The sequence below is a fragment of the Actinomadura chokoriensis genome, from assembly GCF_041463665.1.
GTDB lineage: Bacteria > Actinomycetota > Actinomycetes > Streptosporangiales > Streptosporangiaceae > Spirillospora > Spirillospora chokoriensis_A.
This window is the reverse complement of sequence record NZ_JAXCEJ010000005.1, coordinates 157,426-173,059: the sequence shown is the minus strand read 5'-3', so window position 1 is coordinate 173,059 and position 15,634 is coordinate 157,426. Positions and strand designations below refer to the sequence as shown.

General features: G+C 70.8%; 13 protein-coding genes. 7 read left to right on the top strand and 6 right to left on the bottom strand.

Going from position 1 to position 15,634, the window contains the following annotated elements:
* Positions 1–384: 384 nt before the first annotated feature.
* Entirely contained in the window at positions 385–2,214 is a 1,830-nt protein-coding gene (locus SM418_RS11295) for a bifunctional metallophosphatase/5'-nucleotidase (RefSeq protein ID WP_371940651.1), read from the top strand.
* A 120-nt stretch (positions 2,215–2,334) separates the two neighbouring features.
* Here the strand turns inward: SM418_RS11295 and SM418_RS11290 are convergent, their stop codons facing one another.
* Positions 2,335–3,834, bottom strand: a complete 1,500-nt coding sequence (locus tag SM418_RS11290) for an MFS transporter (RefSeq protein WP_371940652.1) — start codon at positions 3,832–3,834, stop codon at positions 2,335–2,337.
* Between the two features lie 252 nt (positions 3,835–4,086).
* Between SM418_RS11290 and SM418_RS11285 the strand changes: the two genes are divergently transcribed.
* Complete coding sequence (locus SM418_RS11285; RefSeq protein WP_371940653.1) at positions 4,087–4,977, top strand: RNA polymerase sigma-70 factor; 891 nt, start codon at positions 4,087–4,089, stop codon at positions 4,975–4,977.
* A 116-nt stretch (positions 4,978–5,093) separates the two neighbouring features.
* Positions 5,094–6,836, top strand: coding sequence for a BCCT family transporter (locus SM418_RS11280; RefSeq protein ID WP_371940654.1), 1,743 nt, complete (start codon positions 5,094–5,096; stop codon positions 6,834–6,836).
* A gap of 58 nt (positions 6,837–6,894) precedes the next feature.
* On the opposite strand, the gene SM418_RS11275 is transcribed toward SM418_RS11280, so the two are convergent.
* Both SM418_RS11275 and SM418_RS11270 read right to left on the bottom strand, forming a co-directional pair.
* The gene (locus SM418_RS11275; protein ID WP_371940655.1) at positions 6,895–7,719 is read right to left on the bottom strand and encodes an oxygenase MpaB family protein; all 825 of its coding nucleotides are present in this window, start codon (positions 7,717–7,719) and stop codon (positions 6,895–6,897) included.
* A gap of 102 nt (positions 7,720–7,821) precedes the next feature.
* On the bottom strand, positions 7,822–8,553 hold the full coding sequence (locus SM418_RS11270) for an isocitrate lyase/PEP mutase family protein (RefSeq protein ID WP_371940656.1): 732 nt from the start codon (positions 8,551–8,553) through the stop codon (positions 7,822–7,824).
* 119 nt (positions 8,554–8,672) lie between these two features.
* On the opposite strand from SM418_RS11270, the gene SM418_RS11265 reads away from it, so the two are divergent.
* The 3 genes from SM418_RS11265 (at position 8,673) to SM418_RS11255 (ending at position 12,256) form a co-directional block, all read left to right on the top strand.
* Positions 8,673–9,701, top strand: a complete 1,029-nt coding sequence (locus tag SM418_RS11265; protein WP_371940657.1) for an alpha/beta hydrolase — start codon at positions 8,673–8,675, stop codon at positions 9,699–9,701.
* Positions 9,702–10,075: 374 nt separating this feature from the next.
* On the top strand, positions 10,076–11,629 hold the full coding sequence (locus SM418_RS11260; protein WP_371940658.1) for a M4 family metallopeptidase: 1,554 nt from the start codon (positions 10,076–10,078) through the stop codon (positions 11,627–11,629).
* A gap of 408 nt (positions 11,630–12,037) precedes the next feature.
* Positions 12,038–12,256: a DUF2277 domain-containing protein gene (locus SM418_RS11255; RefSeq protein ID WP_371940659.1), complete on the top strand. Its 219-nt coding sequence runs from the start codon at positions 12,038–12,040 to the stop codon at positions 12,254–12,256.
* 30 nt (positions 12,257–12,286) lie between these two features.
* Here SM418_RS11255 and SM418_RS11250 read toward each other — a convergent pair whose 3' ends face one another.
* Positions 12,287–13,306 carry an aspartate-semialdehyde dehydrogenase gene (locus tag SM418_RS11250; RefSeq protein ID WP_371940660.1) on the bottom strand — a complete coding sequence of 340 codons (1,020 nt, stop codon included), beginning with the start codon at positions 13,304–13,306 and terminating at the stop codon, positions 12,287–12,289.
* A 242-nt stretch (positions 13,307–13,548) separates the two neighbouring features.
* Here SM418_RS11250 and SM418_RS11245 point away from each other — a divergent pair, with 242 nt between their 5' ends.
* Complete coding sequence (locus tag SM418_RS11245; protein WP_371940661.1) at positions 13,549–13,863, top strand: PspC domain-containing protein; 315 nt, start codon at positions 13,549–13,551, stop codon at positions 13,861–13,863.
* Here SM418_RS11245 and SM418_RS11240 read toward each other — a convergent pair.
* Both SM418_RS11240 and SM418_RS11235 read right to left on the bottom strand, forming a co-directional pair.
* Entirely contained in the window at positions 13,860–15,191 is a 1,332-nt protein-coding gene (locus SM418_RS11240) for an MFS transporter (RefSeq protein ID WP_371940662.1), read from the bottom strand. The genes SM418_RS11245 and SM418_RS11240 overlap by 4 nt on opposite strands.
* 97 nt (positions 15,192–15,288) lie before the next feature.
* Positions 15,289–15,630: a metallopeptidase family protein gene (locus tag SM418_RS11235; RefSeq protein WP_371940663.1), complete on the bottom strand. Its 342-nt coding sequence runs from the start codon at positions 15,628–15,630 to the stop codon at positions 15,289–15,291.
* Positions 15,631–15,634: the final 4 nt, after the last annotated feature.

Genomic DNA, 15,634 nt, shown 5'->3' with positions numbered 1-15,634 from the left:
TTCGCTGCGTTCGGCGTGCGTCGTCGGTGGCTGGGCGGCCGGACGGCCCGCCGCTGGAGAGCGGAGGCGGCCGGCGGATGGCGGGCGGTGCGGAATCGGCCGGGAGCGACCCGCAATCGGACAGTGTCGTAAATAGAGGAACATAAATCCTCATACCCGGCAACACCGCAGAAACAGAAAGAAGGTGGTTTAGAAGTGACTTAAAGGGACACCCGAGAGCTGCTGTGACCCAGACCACACCCGACTCGCCGATGGTTTCGGACAAGCCCGGCATTGTCGGGGACTGCCAACGAACATCCCCCAGGATCGGAAGATCTCACCGGCATCGAACCCGGGCGACGGGCCTATCGTTCTGCCGTCCCCTGCGGAAGGAACGGGTGCGTCATGCAGAAACCACAGCCCCGCTGGTGTTCGTGCCGGGTCCCCGAGGAGATCGGCCGCCGCCAGGTCCTCGGCGGACTGACCGCCGCGGGCGCCCTCGCCCTGGCGGGCTGGCCCGGTTCCGCCTCGGCGGCGACGCCTCCGAGGCCGGCGGACGGCGAGTCGGTGACCATCACCGTGATGGGCACGTCCGACATCCACAGCCACGCGGTCGACTGGGACTACTACAAGGACGCCGAGTACAGCGACCGCGACGGCAACGTGGTCGGCCTGGCCCGCGTCTCAAGCCTGGTCAACGAGGTCCGCGCCTCCCGCGGACGCGACCGCACCCTCCTCTTCGACGCCGGCGACACCATCCAGGGAACTCCCCTGGGCTTCTACTACGCCACCGTCGAGCCGATCACCGAGACCGGCAGGACGCATCCGATCGCCCTCCAGATGAACGCCATCGGCTATGACGCCGTGGCGCTCGGCAACCACGAGTTCAACTACGGCATCCCGTTCCTGGACGAGTGGATCAGCCAGATGGACGCGCCGGTGCTGGCCGCCAACGCCGTCCACACGGGTACCCGCCGTCCCGCCTACCGGCCGTACATCATCAAGCGGCTGCACGTCCGGGGGCACCCGCCGATTCGCGTCGGCCTGCTGGGGCTGACGAACCCGGGCATCGCCATCTGGGACAAGGCGAACGTCTCCGGCAAGCTCGACTTCCTGGACCTGGTCGAGACGGCCCGGCGCTGGGTCCCGGTCATCCGCGCCCAGGGCGCCGACGTGGTGATCGTCAGCGCGCACTCCGGTGACAGCGGCACCTCGTCCTACGGCGACGCCCTCCCCGTCGAGAACGCGTCCGCCCTGGTGGCCGAGCAGGTCCCGGGCATCGACGCCGTCCTGTTCGGGCACGCGCACCTGGAGATACCGGAACGTTTCGTCACCAACGAGGTCACCGGCCAGACCGTCGTGATGAGCGAACCGAAGTGCTGGGGCGAACGCCTCTCCGTCTTCGACCTGACCCTGCGGCACGAGCGAGGCCGCTGGAAGGTCACCGGCAGATCCGCGACGACCGTGAACACCAACACCGTCCAGGAGGACCCGGAACTGGTCACCCTGGTCAAGAAGCAGCACGACGCGGTGGTGGCCTACGTCAACAAGGAAGTGGCCACGTCGACCGAGGAGATGTCCGCCGCGGAGTCCTGCTGGAAGGACACCGCGATCCTCGACTACATCCACCTCGTCCAGACGGCCGAGGTCAAGGACGCGCTCGCGGGCACCGAGCACGCGTCCCTTCCCGTGGTGTCGATCGCGGCCCCCTTCAGCCGGGCGGCCACCTTCCCCGCCGGGAAGGTGACCATCAGGGACATCGCCGGCCTCTACATCTACGACAACACACTTCTGGCCTGCGTCCTCACGGGGTCCCAGATCAAGGACTACCTGGAGTACTCCGCCCGGTACTTCAAGCAGACCGCCGCGAACGCCCCGGTGGACCCGGCCGCCTGGACGAACGCCAACAACCGTCCCGACTACAACTACGACCAGTTCTCGGGCGTCGCCTACGACGTCGACATAGCCCAACCGGACGACTCCAGGATCACCGGCATGACCTACGACGGAGCCCCGGTCACGCCCGACCAGCGGTTCGTCGTCGCGGTGAACAACTACCGCCAGTCAGGCGGCGGCGGCTTCCCGCACATCACCACCGCCGAGGTCGTCTACAACGCCCAGGTGGCCATCCGCGAAGCCATCGTCGAGTACGCGTCCGCCGCCGGCGCCATCGACCCCGCGACGTTCCACGTGGAGAACTGGCGCCTGACCCGCGACGGCACCCCCGTCTTCTGACCGCGGCCCGTCGGGACCTCACCGCGGTGGGCCGCCGGGCGCGTTCGCGGCGGCCACGAACATCGGCAGCGCCATGGGCGCGGCCCCACCGGCTCAGCGGTAGGCCGCGCCCGCCGGGGTTCAGGGACGGGCGAGCAGCGGCTCGCCGGTCCCGGCCTTATCACCGTGCTCGGTCCCGGCCTGCTGCCGGGGACGCGGGGTGTTCATCAGGACGGCGACGACCACCGCCCCGGCGAAGAGGATCCCCGCGGCCCAGGCACTGGCCGTCCCGAAGCCTTCCACCACCGCCTGCCTGGCGGTGCCGGGGCCTCCGCCGTGCGAGGCCAGGTAGTCCGCGGTCGCGCCGGTGGCGATGGTGTTGAGCAGCGCGATCCCGATGGAGCTGCCGATCTGCTGCGCGGTGTTGACGCCCGCCGAGGCCACGCCCGAGTCGCCCTGGTCGACGCCGTGGGTGGCGTAGTCGATGGCCACCGGCATGATCAGGCCCGCCCCGAGGCCGAACAGGAGCTGGGCGACCAGCACGCCGGCGGCGTAGGAGGTGCCGGCGTCCAGGGTGAGCATCCACAGCATGCCGGCGGCGCCGAGGAGCATGCCGGGGACGATCAGCGCCCGCGGCGCCGCCCTCGGCAGCAGCCGGGTGGCGAGCCCGCCGGCCGACACCAGGACCGCCAGGGTCATCGGGAGGAAGGCCACGCCCGTCCTGATCGGCGAGTACCCCTTGGCGACCTGAAGGTAGTAGGTCATGAACAGGAACGCCGCGAACATCGCGCCGCCGGCCAGCCCCACGGCCAGGTAGGCGGCGCCTCGGGTGCGGTCGGCGATCACGCGCGGCGGCAGCAGCGGCTCCGCCACCCGGCTCTCGACGAGGGCGAACGCGGCGAGCAGCACCGCGCCGGCGGCCAGCAGGCCGACGACCGTCGCCGAGTCCCAGCCGTCGGACTCGGCCCTGCCGGTGGCGTACACGATCGCGACCAGTCCCCCGGTGACCAGGAGCACGCCGGGAACGTCGAAGCGGGCCCGGCCCTCGCGCCGCGACTCGGTCAGGATCGCGTACCCGCCGATCACCGCGACCAGGGCGATCGGGATGTTGACGTACAGGCACCAGCGCCAGTCCAGGTAGTCGGTCAGCGCCCCGCCGGCCAGCAGCCCGAACGTCCCGCCCGCCGCGGCGATGCCGCCCCAGATCCCGAACGCCTTCGCGCGCTCCTTCGGCCCGGTGAACATCACCGTCAGCAGCGACAGCGCGGACGGCCCGAGCAGCGCGCCGAACCCGCCCTGCAGGGCGCGGGCGACCAGCAGCATCTCGAAGCCGGTCGCCGCGCCGCCCAGCGCCGACGCGGCGGTGAAGCCGACCAGCGCGATGAGGAAGGCCCGCTTGCGGCCGGTGTAGTCCGCGATCCGGCCGCCGAGCAGCAGCAGGCCGCCGAACGCCAGCGTGTACGCCGTGATGATCCACTGCCGGTCGCCGTCGGAGATGGCGAGGTCCCGCTGGATCGACGGCAGCGCGATGTTCACGACGGTGCCGTCCAGAATGATCATCAGCTGGGCCAGCCCGATGAAGAACAGCGCGCCCCAGCGGCGCGGTGCGACCCCCGGGGCCTGCGCCTTCGTGGTTGCCATGACTTCGTCCTCACTCGCGGTGTCGCGTGACTCGTGGTGTGGCTTGACGTGACTCGTGGTCGGCGTGATTCGGTGTCGCGTGCGGCGAGGCCCGTCCGCGCCGCGGCCCGACGAACACGAGATGCCGGGGACGAGGACCGTGTGACGGCGGCGTCGTGTGGCGTACGCCACCGCTCGCGGGTGTCACAAAGCAGCCGGGACCGGCGTCCTGTGCGTGTGTCAGTGTGGGGATCCAGAGGGCGGGAGCCGGCGATGAGCGAGCGCATGGACGTGGCCACCGAGGTGTTCGTCGCCCACCGCAACCTCCTGTTCACCGTGGCCTACGAGATGCTCGGCTCGGCCGCCGACGCCGAGGACGTCCTGCAGGAGACCTGGCTGCGCTGGACGGGCGTCGACCTGGACACCGTGCGGGATCAGCGCGCGTACCTGGTGCGGATCACCACCCGCCAGGCGCTGACCCGGCTGCGCACGCTCGGGCGCCGCAAAGAGACCTACGTCGGTCCCTGGCTGCCCGAGCCGCTGCTGACCACGCCCGACGTGGCCGAGGACGTCGAGCTGGCCGACAACGTCTCGATGGCGATGCTGCTCGTGCTGGAGACGCTCACGCCGACCGAGCGGGCGGTGTTCGTGCTGCGCGAGGTGTTCGACCTGCCCTACGGCGAGATCGCCGAGGCGGTCGGCAAGACCTCGGCCGCGGTCCGCCAGATCGCCCACCGGGCGCGCTCGCACGTCGCCGCGCGCCGTCCCCGCGACGCGGTCTCCCCGGCCGAGTCCCGAGCCGCGCTCCAGGCCTTCCAGCGGGCGGTCGAGACCGGCGACCTGCGAAACCTCCTGGAGATCCTCGCGCCGGACGTCGTCGCCCTGTCCGACGGCGGCGGGCTCAAGCGCGCCGTGCCGCGCCCCGTCGTCGGGGCCGACAAGGTGGGTCGCCTGCTGACCCTCGGCCTGCGCGCGTTCGGGGCCGCGCTGTCGGTCGAGCCGGTCCAGCTCAACGGCAGCCCGGGGCTCATCCTGCGGCTCGGCGGGCAGGTCGAGGGCGTCGTGGCGGTGCGGGTCGAGGCCGGCCTGATCACCGGCTTCTACTTCGTCCGCAACCCCGAGAAGCTGTCGCGGGTGGAACAGGAGATCACGCTGAGCCGCTGAGGCCGGGACCTGCGTGGCGCCGGTTCCACGCCGGACGGGCAGCCGCACTCGCCGATCGTGAACGCATTACCTTCCCGTGTCGCTGAGAAGTGATCAACCGGGCAAGAGTCCAGATCATGGAAAGCGACCGCGAGCCCGGGGTCGGCGACGAGTACCCCGGGACGGAACCGGCGTCCCTCGTCCAGCGCGGACGCGCCCGCACCGACTGGATCGTCTACGGCGTGACCGCCGTGATCTCCGTGGCCTTCGTGATCTGGGGCGGGGCGTCCACCGGCAGCCTGAGCTCCGCCGCGCAGGCGACGCTGGACTGGCTGCTGAAGAACGTCGGCTGGCTGTTCGTCCTCGCCGCGACCGGGTTCGTGGTCTTCTCGCTGTGGCTCGCGGTGAGCAGGTACGGGCGGATTCCGCTCGGCCGGGAGGGCGACGAGCCGGAGTTCCGCACCGTCTCGTGGATCGCGATGATGTTCAGCGCGGGCATGGGCATCGGGCTGATGTTCTTCGGCGCCGCCGAGCCGCTCACGCACTACGTGCTGCCGCCCCCGGGCACCGCCGCGCCGCGGAGCGAGCCGGCGATCGAGACGGCCATGGCCACCACGATGTTCCACTGGACGCTGCACCCGTGGTCGATCTACGCCGTCCTCGGCCTCGCGATCGGGTACGGGCACTACCGGCGGGGCCGCGACCAGCTGATCAGCTCGGCGTTCGCGCCGCTGCTCGGCAAGCGGCGCAGCACCGGCCCGCTGGGCAGGCTCATCGACATCCTGGCGCTGTTCGCGACGTTGTTCGGCTCGGCCGCCTCCCTCGGCCTCGGCGCGCTGCAGATCCAGACGGGCATGCAGGAGGCCGGCTGGATCGGGAGCCTCAGCACCACCGTGCTCGTGCTGACCATCGTCGTGCTGACGATCTGCTTCGTCGTGTCGGCCGTGTCCGGCATCGCGCGCGGCATCCAGTGGCTGTCCAACATCAACATGGTGCTGGCGGCGGTCCTCGCCGCCTTCGTGTTCGTCGTCGGGCCGACGGTCTTCATCCTGGAGCTGCTGCCCACCTCGATCGGCGTCTACATCCAGAACTTCGGCGGGATGGCGTCCCGCTCCGGCGCGACGGGCGGCAGGGCGATGGAGAAGTTCCTGGCCAGCTGGACGATCTTCTACTGGGCGTGGTGGATCTCCTGGGCGCCGTTCGTCGGCATGTTCCTGGCCCGGATCAGCCGCGGCCGCACCATCCGCCAGTTCGTCGCCGGCGTGATCATCGTGCCGAGCACCGTCAGCCTGGTCTGGTTCGCGATCTTCGGCGGGACGGCGATCGGCCAGCAGCGCGCGGGCCGCAACCCGTACGGGAACGGCTCGGAGGAGCAGATCACCTTCAACGTGCTCAGCCATCTGCCGTGGGAGTCCGTCTCCGAGGTCGTCGTGATGGCACTGGTGGCGATCTTCTTCGTGTCGGGCGCGGACGCCGCGTCGATCGTCATGGGCACGCTGTCCCAGCGCGGCTCGACCAGCCCCGCCCGCTGGATGGTGATCTTCTGGGGCGCGCTGACCGGCGGCGTCGCCGCGGTCATGCTGGTGATCGGCGGCGACAAGGCCCTCAACGGCATCCAGAACATCACCTTCATCGGCGCGCTGCCGTTCACGATCGTCCTGATCCTGCTGTGCTTCTCCCTGGCCAAGGACGTCCGCGACGACCCGATGGTGCGCCGCCAGAGCAAGGGTGCGGAGGTCCTTGAGGACGCCGTCGTCGCCGGCGTCCAACGGCACCGGGGCGAATTCGAACTGCAGATCCGCCCGTCCGGCACCCAGCCCGGCGCCGAACCCGGCACCGGGTTCACCGACGATCCTGGACGATCTCGTCCAACCGACTGATCAGCGCGGCTCCGGGCCGGGGCGCGGGCGTCGGCGAGGGTGCGGGCGTCGGCCGGGGTCAGACGACGGGGCGGCCTGATTTGATGCGGCGGCGGAAGTCGTACAGGTAGAGGTTGAAGGGGAACTCGCGGGCCGGGCGGGGCATGAGGCGGTTGGTGCGGGCCAGGACCCGGGTGATGCGGTCGAAGCGCTGCTGGTCGCGGGGCGTCCAGTCGTAGCCGAGTTCGTCGCGGAAGGGCTGGGGCAGGAAGCCCAGGGTCAGGAAGGTGTGGGTGCGACCCAGCGCGAGACGCACCGGGGCGTGCAGGAAGCGCAGTTCGACCAGGTCGCGCAGGTAGCTGCGGGTGAGGTCGTCCATCTGGATCTTCTTCAGGCCGTCCTGCCAGTACTCCTCGAAGGCGGCGCGGTCGGCCGGCCACAGGTCCGGCTTCATCTGCAGCGTGGTGCCGAAGCGGGCGCCGTAGTGGTACATCTCCTCGGCCTGCTCGGGGGTCGGCTTCCCGTAGAGGAGGTCGTAGATCATCTCTACGCCGAAGTAGAGGCACGCGGCGACCCAGAGCTGGAGTTCGGGGTCGAACGCGTTGTAGGGGACGGGCTCCTTGCCGCGGACCTGGCGGTGGGCGCGGTTGACCTCCTGGCGCATCGCCTTGCGCTCGCCGTCGGTGCCGAGCATCGCGACGGCGATGTAGCTGAGCGTGGTGCGGGCGCGCTTGACCGGGTGCTTGTCGACCCGCCCGCTGTCGACGGTGCTCTTGGCGACGCCATGCCCGATGGGGAGGCGGCTGAGCTGCATGACGACGTTCGCCGCGGCGGCGGCGAGGGCGACACCGCTGATCGAGTCGAGGACGACTTTCGGGGGCGTCTCCTCCGCGGTCACGGTCATACCGGCCTCACTTCCTGAGACATAGAGGCGATTTCCGTCTCACTGTGCCAGCGTAAGTGAGTACTTGCAAGGGCGCCCGGGAGTGGGCGCCCTCACACCTTCTCAGGCGTACGGGTCCTCCCTCTCCTTGACGCGGGTCGCGAACTCCTTCAGGGTCTCCAGGGTGCGCAGGTAGGCCATCGGGCCGTAGGACACGCGGGCGACCCCGGCGGCGGCCAGGTCGTCGAGGGACGTCCCCGGGAAGTTGTTCGCGTTCACCGGCCCCGGCAGCCCCTTGACCAGGGCGGGGACGGCGTCCATCGGCGCGGTGATCGGGTAGACGCAGTCGGCGCCCGCCGCGAGGTACAGCCGGCCCCGCTCGATCGCGGCCTCGACCGGGTCGGAGACCTTGGCGATGAACGTGTCGACCCGGGCGTTGATCACCAGGGCGTCCCCGGCGGCGTCCCGGACGGCGGCCAGGTACTCGGCCTGCGCCTTCGGCTCGGCCAGCTCACCGGCGTAGGTGTCCTCCAGGTTGCAGCCGGCGGCGCCGATGGCGAGCAGCCGTTCGACCAGCTCGGCGGGCTCCAGCCCGTACCCGGCCTCGGCGTCCACGGTGACGGGGACGGTCGCGGCGCGGATCACGCGTCCGGCGGCGGCGAACATCTCCTCGACCGGCGCCCCCTCGTGATCGGGATAGCCGAGCATCGCGGAGACGGCGGCGCTGGCGGTGGCGAGCGCCGGGAACCCCGCCTCCTGGACGGTCTTGGCGCTTCCGGCGTCCCATACGTTCGGCAGCAGCAGCGGATCACCGGGCCGGTGCAGCTCCCGCAGTCGTGCGGCGTTATCGGTCATGTGTTACTCCTTCCCTCAGACTGTGGACCCAGACGACCCGTCGGATCGTGACATCCCGCAGGCGGCGGGTCCGTGGGTTAGCGTCAAGGTGATCATCCACCCGCCACGAGGGAGCGCCCATGCTGCCATGGTCAGCCGAGCTCGCCGGACGCCTGGAAGAGCACGTCGTCAGCAGCGAGCTGCTGCGCGGCAACCCGCTGAAGGACCCGCACGAGCGGCCCGTGCTGGTGTATCTCCCGCCGGGCTACGACGACGAGCCGGAGCGCCGCTACCCGACCGTGTACGTGATCACCGGGTTCACCGGGCACGTCGGGATCTGGCGCAACCGGATGCCCTACCGGCAGCCGTTCCCCGAGACGGCGGACGCGGTGTTCGCCTCCGGGGAGGCGCCGCCCGCGATCGTCGTGTTCGTGGACGCCTGGACCGCGCACGGCGGCAGCCAGTACGTCGACTCGCCCGGCACCGGCCGCTACCACTCCTACATCTGCGACGAGATCGTCCCGTGGGTGGACGCCCGCTACCGGGCGCTGGACGCCCCCGGGCACCGGGCGATCAGCGGCAAGTCCAGCGGCGGCTACGGCGCGATGATCACGCCGATGCTCCGTCCCGACCTGTTCGGCGCCCTCGCCACGCACGCCGGCGACGCCCTGTTCGAATACTCCTACCTGCCCGAGTTCCCGAAATGCGTCCGGCACCTGCGCAAGTACGACGGCGACATCTGGCGCTGGTGGAACGACTTCAACTCGCGCACCTCCTTCACCAAGCCCGAGGACATGGAACTGCTCAACATCCTCGGCATGGCGGTCTGCTACTCCGCGCGCGAGGACGGCACGCCGGAACTGCCGTTCGACCCGGTCACCGGGGTCATCAGGCAGGACGTGTGGGAGCGCTGGCTGGAGTTCGACCCGGTCCGGATGGTGCCGGGGCACGCCGAGGCGATGCGGTCGCAGCGGGCGATCTGGATCGACGGCGGGACGCGCGACGAGTGGTTCCTGGACATCGGCGCGCAGGCGTTCCACCAGGCGCTCCTCGACGCGGGCGTGCGGGAGGACGTGATCCGTTTCGAGCTGTTCGACGCGGGACACGGCGGCATCGACTACCGCTACCCGCTCGCGCTCGCCTGGCTCTGCCGGCGCATCGCCCCCTGAGCGAGCGCCCCTGAGCGAGCGTCTCCCTGAGCGAGCAGCCCTGAGCGAGCGCCCCTGAGCGGCGGCGGGAGGGCCGCGACGCTCACGGCGAGGGTTCCCGACCGGACGGGCCGGGCCGGCATGACCGGCCCGGCCCGTCCGCGCTGCCCACGGGGCATTTCTCCGCGATTTCATTCACATTCGCAGAGAACTTGAAAATCCAGTAACAAATGGATTTATTGACACTTTTCGCAATTCGGGATGCACTTCGTGGCAGCTCATCCGGATGAGTCCCCCATCCCTACCCCCGCCGGGCGAGCGGCGGCCCCGCGGAGCCCTCCCATAAGGACCTCCACGTGTCCCCCGCACCGTCCGGCACGTGGAAGGAGCCCCCCGTGAGACGCCAGACCGCGATTGGGGCGACGGCGCTGTCCGTCGGCCTCGCCATGGCGCTGTCCTCCCCCGCCACAGGTGCGACATCCCGCACCGCACCCGCGGCCCCGGCCAGGCCGGACCCGCGCCTCGTCGCCGCCGCATCGGCCGACCGGCTGGTCGCGGCGAAGCCCGCCGCGTTCAAGAAGGCCGCCAAGGACCAGATCGTCCGGAGCGGCGTCACCTCCGGACTGCGCGGCCTGCAGTACGTCCAGTACGAGCGCACCTATGACGGCCTGCCCGTCTACGGCGGCGACTTCGTCGTCACGACCGACGCCGCCGGCGGCGTCCTGGACACCTCCGTCGGCCAGACGAGGAAGCTCGACGTCTCGACGAAGGCGACGGTCAGCGCGGCGAAGGCCGCCGCGACCTCCCGGGCCAGGGTCTCCCGGGTCGACAGCGCGTCCGCGCCCCGCCTGACGGTCCTCGCCGAGGGCACGGGACGACTCGTCTACGAGACCGTCGTGAGCGGCGCCCGCAAGAACGCCCCGACCAAGCTGCACGTGTTCGTCGACGCGAAGACCGGCAAGGTCGTCCAGACCTGGGACGAGGTCCGGGACGCGGCCGACGACAAGAGCTACTACCACGGCACCGTCGACCTCAGCACCGCCGCCACGTCCATGTCGGACCCGGCGCGCTCCGGCATCCGCTGCGGCGGCCAGAACGGTTCCACCTACACCGGAAGCGACAGCGCCTGGGGCACCGGCGGCGGCACCAACCTGGAGACCGCCTGCGTGGACGCCCTGTACGCCGTCCAGAAGGAATGGGACATGCTGGGCAGCTGGCTCGGCCGCAGCGGCATCAACGGCAGCGGCGGCGGGTTCCCCCTGCGCGTCGGGCTCAACCAGGCCAACGCCTACTGGAACGGCAGCTACACCAACTTCGGCCGCAACCAGGCGGGCACCAGGCAGGCCACGTCGGTGGACGTGGTCGGGCACGAGAACGGCCACGCGGTCTTCAGCACCACCCCCGGTGGCGCCAGCGGCGGCAGCGGCAACGAGAAGGGCGGCATGAACGAGTCGGCCGGCGACATCTTCGGGGCGCTGACCGAGCACTACATGAACGAGCCGTCCACCTTCGACCCGCCGGACTACCTGGTGGGCGAGGAGGTCGACCTGGTCGGCTCCGGCCCGATCCGCAACATGTACAACCCGTCCGCGCTGGGCGACCCGAACTGCTACTCGTCGGCGATCCCGAGCACCGAGGTGCACGCGGCGGCCGGACCGCAGAACCACTGGTTCTACCTGCTGGCCGAAGGCTCGAACCCGTCCGGCAAACCGGCCAGCCCGACCTGTAACGGCTCGACCGTGACCGGCATCGGCGTCAAGAAGGCCGGCCAGATCTTCATGGGCGGGCTGAACCGCAAGGTCACGAGCTGGAGCCACGCCCGCGCCCGCGTAGAGACGATCAACGCGGCGCGGGCGCTGTTCCCCGGCTCGGCGACCGAGTGCAACGCGGTGAAGGCGGCCTGGAGCGCGATCAACGTCCCGGTACAGAGCGGCGAGGCGTCCTGCTGAACGACTTCTCGCGATGAACTCCGGCGTCCGGGCGGGCCCGGCGACACCGAGATCACCCAGTCCTGACGATCACCACGGAAAGCGCAGGCCGGAGGCCGGTTTCAGGGTTTTCCACGAGGCCGTTCACACAATTGAAAATCCAGTGCCGGATGGATTCGTTGACACCCGGCCGGCCGCCGCGATGCACTGCAGGTCAGCCCGTCCCACCCAGAATCCGGGCTGACGCCCGGCGGAGGCGCGGAACGGATCTCGGCCCGGTCCGCGCACCCGCCGGCGGGGTCCCCGCCCCCCGCCGGCCCCCGGGCGGTTCTGCCCCGAGTTCCCAGGCAGAACCGCCCGGGGCCCCTCGCTGCCAGAGGTGACGATGTCAGAGGTGGCGATGTCAGAGGCGGGAGCGACAATGAAGGTATGTGCCGCAGTATCAAGACGCTCCGCCCGCCGTACGCCGAGGACGTGACCGACGAGGAGGTCCGGGCGGCCGCGCTCCAGTACGTCCGCAAGATCTCCGGGTTCCGCGCGCCCGCGTCCCACAACGCCGAGGCGTTCGACCGGGCCGTCGCGGAGATCGCCCAGAGCACCGCCGCCCTCCTCGAATCCCTGGAGGTCCGAGGAGGGCGAGCGCGTTAGGCGAAGGCGTCAGGTCAGGCGCGTCAGGTCCTACTCGGCGGCGACGAGCTCGGCGATCTGGACGGTGTTCAGGGCGGCGCCCTTGCGGAGGTTGTCGCCGGAGCAGAACAGCGCGAGGCCGTTCTCCACGGTCTCGTCGCGGCGGATGCGGCCCACGAGGGTCGGGTCCTGGCCCGCGGCCTGCAACGGGGTCGGGACGTCCGACAGGACGACGCCGGGCGCGCCGGAGAGCAGCTCGCTCGCCCGCTCCGGGCTGATCGGACGGTCGAACCGCGCGTTGACCTGCAGGGAGTGGCCGGTGAAGACGGGGACGCGGACGCAGGTGCCCGACACCTTCAGGTCCGGGATCTCCAGGATCTTGCGGCTCTCGTTGCGGAGCTTCTGCTCCTCGTCGGTCTCGGCGAGGCCGTCGTCCACGATCGAGCCCGCCATCGGCAGGACGTTGAACGCGATCGGGCGCACGTAGACCGACGGCTCCGGGAAGTCCACCGCGGAGCCGGAGTGGGTGAGCCTGTCGGCGCCCTGCACGACCTTGGACGCCTGGTCGTGCAGCTCCGCAACGCCCGCGAGACCGCTGCCCGACACGGCCTGGTAGGTGGAGACGACGAGCGCGGCCAGCCCGGCCTCGGCGTGCAGCGGGCGCAGCACCGGCATCGCGGCCATGGTGGTGCAGTTCGGGTTCGCGATGATGCCCTTCGGCCGGTTCGCCGCGGCGTGCGGGTTGACCTCGGCGACGACGAGCGGGACGTCCGGGTCCATCCGCCAGCCGGAGGAGTTGTCGATCACGACCGCGCCCGCGGCGGCGACCTTCGGCGCCAGCGCCTTGGACGTGGTCTTGCCCGCGGAGAACAGCACGATGTCGAGGCCGGCGTAGTCGGCGGTCTCCGCGTCCTCGACGGTGATCTCGGCGCCGTCCCACGGGAGCCTGCGCCCCGCGGAGCGCGCGGAGGCGAACAGCCGCAGCTCGTCGACCGGGAATCCGCGTTCGGCCAGGATTTCGAGCATCTTGGCCCCGACCTGTCCGGTGGCCCCGACGATGCCGACTCTCATGCCGCTCCCTCTGTTAGATCGCTAGTCCTGGACGAGTCTGCCCAGGTCGATGGCAGGACATCCAGTCAATAACCCTACGCGGAGGGTTCAAGCGTTCCTTAACGGAACGCGTCCGGCCCGGTCACGGCCGCCCGGCGGTGAGCGGACGCACGCCCGCCCCTGGGATGCCAGGGTATGCGCTCAGGGACGAATCAGGGCGAATCCCGATGTCGGTTCGGCGCTCAGCTGGGCATGATCGAGGCATGGACATGGAGAAGAACACAGGCAAACAGCTCCGCCGCACCCACGAGGGCCGCATGCTCGCGGGCGTCTGCTCGGGCGCCGCGCGGTTCCTCGGCGTCGACCCCAACATCCTGCGGCTCGGCCTCGCCGTCTTCACGCTGTTCGGCGGCGCCGGGATCGGGATCTACATCCTCGCCTGGGTGCTCATCCCCGAGGAGGGCGAGCCGACGTCGATCGCCGAGGACCTGTTCAAGAAGGCGAGCGACTCCCCGAAGGTGCAGGAAGCCGTCCAGAAGACGAAGGACGCGGTCGGCAAGAACCGCACCAGCGCCTAGGACGCCGAACGGCCGGCACGCGACAGCTCGTCGCCGCCCGCGCCGGACGGCGAGGCGACGACGACGGGGCTGGCGCGCGTCCCGGCGATGACGCCGCCGCGGACCTGGTTCCAGCCGAGCGTCAGCATCGCCGCGGCCGACAGGCCGAGGGCGCCCGCGAGCGCCACCACGGTCTCCGGCCCGAGGACCTGCGCGGCGGCGCCGCCGACGAGGATGCCGACGCCCTGCCCGGCGAGGATGCCGGACTGGGCGAGCCCGAACGCCTGCCCCCGGCCGGCCGCCGGCACCGCCGCGACGAACGCCGTGTTCGCCACCAGCTGGTAGGCGCTGCCGACGCCCGACAGCGCCCACAGCGCGACCACCCACCACAGCGGCGGGTGGACGCTCGCGCCGATCAGCGGGAGGCAGGCGAGCATCGACATCCACCCCATGGCGTGCAGCCGGTTCGTGGGACGGACGAACCGGCTGAACAGCAGCGAACCGACCACCATCCCGGTCGGCATCGCCGCCAGCAGCAGCCCGGCGGTCACCGCGCCGCCGCCGAACGTCGCCGCGTACGGGACGGCCAGGCCCTCGGGGATCACGTAGAACGCGCACAGCCACGCGAACAGCACCAGCGACCGCAGCACCGGGTCGCCGAACACGAGCCGCGCGCCGTCGCGCGTCCCGCGCAGCAGGCCCAGCGACTCGCGCTCGCGGCGGCGCGGAGCCGCCCGCCGCCGGAGCCCGCCGACCAGGATGACGGCGGACGCGCCGAACGTCAGCGCGTCCAGGGCGAGTGCCTCGTACGTCCCGACGATCGCGACGATCGCGCCGCCCGCCAGGAAGCCGAGCACCTGCGTGACCTGGTGGGTGATGTTGGCGATCGCCGAGCCCGCCACATATCTGTCGCCCTCCAGGACGTCCGGCATGACGGCGGCGCGCGCGGCGGAGAACGGCGTGCCCAGCAGGACGACGAGGAAGACCAGCGCGGACAGCGCCCCCACCGGCATCGCCACCACCGCCATGACCGCCACCAGCGCCGCCCGCAGCACATCGCAGACGATCATTACGGTGCGGCGCGGGAACAGGTCGGCCAGCCCGGACAGCACCGGGCCCCCCACGATCGGCGGGATGTAGGTCAGCGCGTACACCAGCGCCGTCAGCAGCGTCGACCGGGTGTGGTCGTACACGAGGACGGCCAGCGCGACCTGCGCCAACTGGTCCCCGATGTACGACAGCGCCTGCGCCGCCCAGAGGGCGCGGAACTCTCCGAGCGCGAACACCTCGCGATAGGTCGCCTGCTCCTCCGCCGGACGCCGATGCCGGCCGGTCTGCCTTCCCGCCACGCACGCTCCAGTTCAGCCCGCCCGGTGCCGGGCGCCCTCCCCTTATTAACTCACGCTGCGTGGCAGTCGCGTGACCTACAGTGCGCAATTCCTTGCGTCAGTATCCGAGTTCGTGCAACTTCTCGTCGTCCATGCCGAAGTGGTGTGCGATCTCATGTACCACTGTTATCCGGACTTCTTCCACTACGTCCTCCCTGGTGTCGCAAATCCGGAGGATCTCCCTGCGGTAGATCGAAATGTGATCGGGGAGGACGGCTCCGTACCAGTCGCCGCGCTCAGTGAGGGGTACGCCCTGATACAGGCCGAGAAGGCCTCGCTCGGGCGCATCGTCCTCGACGACGATGACGACGTTGCGCATGTGGGCGGTCAGCTCGGGTGGGATGGTGTCGAGGGCCTCGCCCACGAGGTCCTCGAACTCATCGCGCGACAACTCCATCACGCCA

Coding starts and splice junctions, on each gene's coding strand:
- SM418_RS11295 (WP_371940651.1), top strand. CDS start 385: ATGCAGAAACCACAGCCCCGCTGGTGTTCGTGCCGGGTCCCCGAGGAG.
- SM418_RS11290 (WP_371940652.1), bottom strand. CDS start 3,834: ATGGCAACCACGAAGGCGCAGGCCCCGGGGGTCGCACCGCGCCGCTGG.
- SM418_RS11285 (WP_371940653.1), top strand. CDS start 4,087: ATGAGCGAGCGCATGGACGTGGCCACCGAGGTGTTCGTCGCCCACCGC.
- SM418_RS11280 (WP_371940654.1), top strand. CDS start 5,094: ATGGAAAGCGACCGCGAGCCCGGGGTCGGCGACGAGTACCCCGGGACG.
- SM418_RS11275 (WP_371940655.1), bottom strand. CDS start 7,719: ATGACCGTGACCGCGGAGGAGACGCCCCCGAAAGTCGTCCTCGACTCG.
- SM418_RS11270 (WP_371940656.1), bottom strand. CDS start 8,553: ATGACCGATAACGCCGCACGACTGCGGGAGCTGCACCGGCCCGGTGAT.
- SM418_RS11265 (WP_371940657.1), top strand. CDS start 8,673: ATGCTGCCATGGTCAGCCGAGCTCGCCGGACGCCTGGAAGAGCACGTC.
- SM418_RS11255 (WP_371940659.1), top strand. CDS start 12,038: ATGTGCCGCAGTATCAAGACGCTCCGCCCGCCGTACGCCGAGGACGTG.
- SM418_RS11250 (WP_371940660.1), bottom strand. CDS start 13,306: ATGAGAGTCGGCATCGTCGGGGCCACCGGACAGGTCGGGGCCAAGATG.
- SM418_RS11245 (WP_371940661.1), top strand. CDS start 13,549: ATGGACATGGAGAAGAACACAGGCAAACAGCTCCGCCGCACCCACGAG.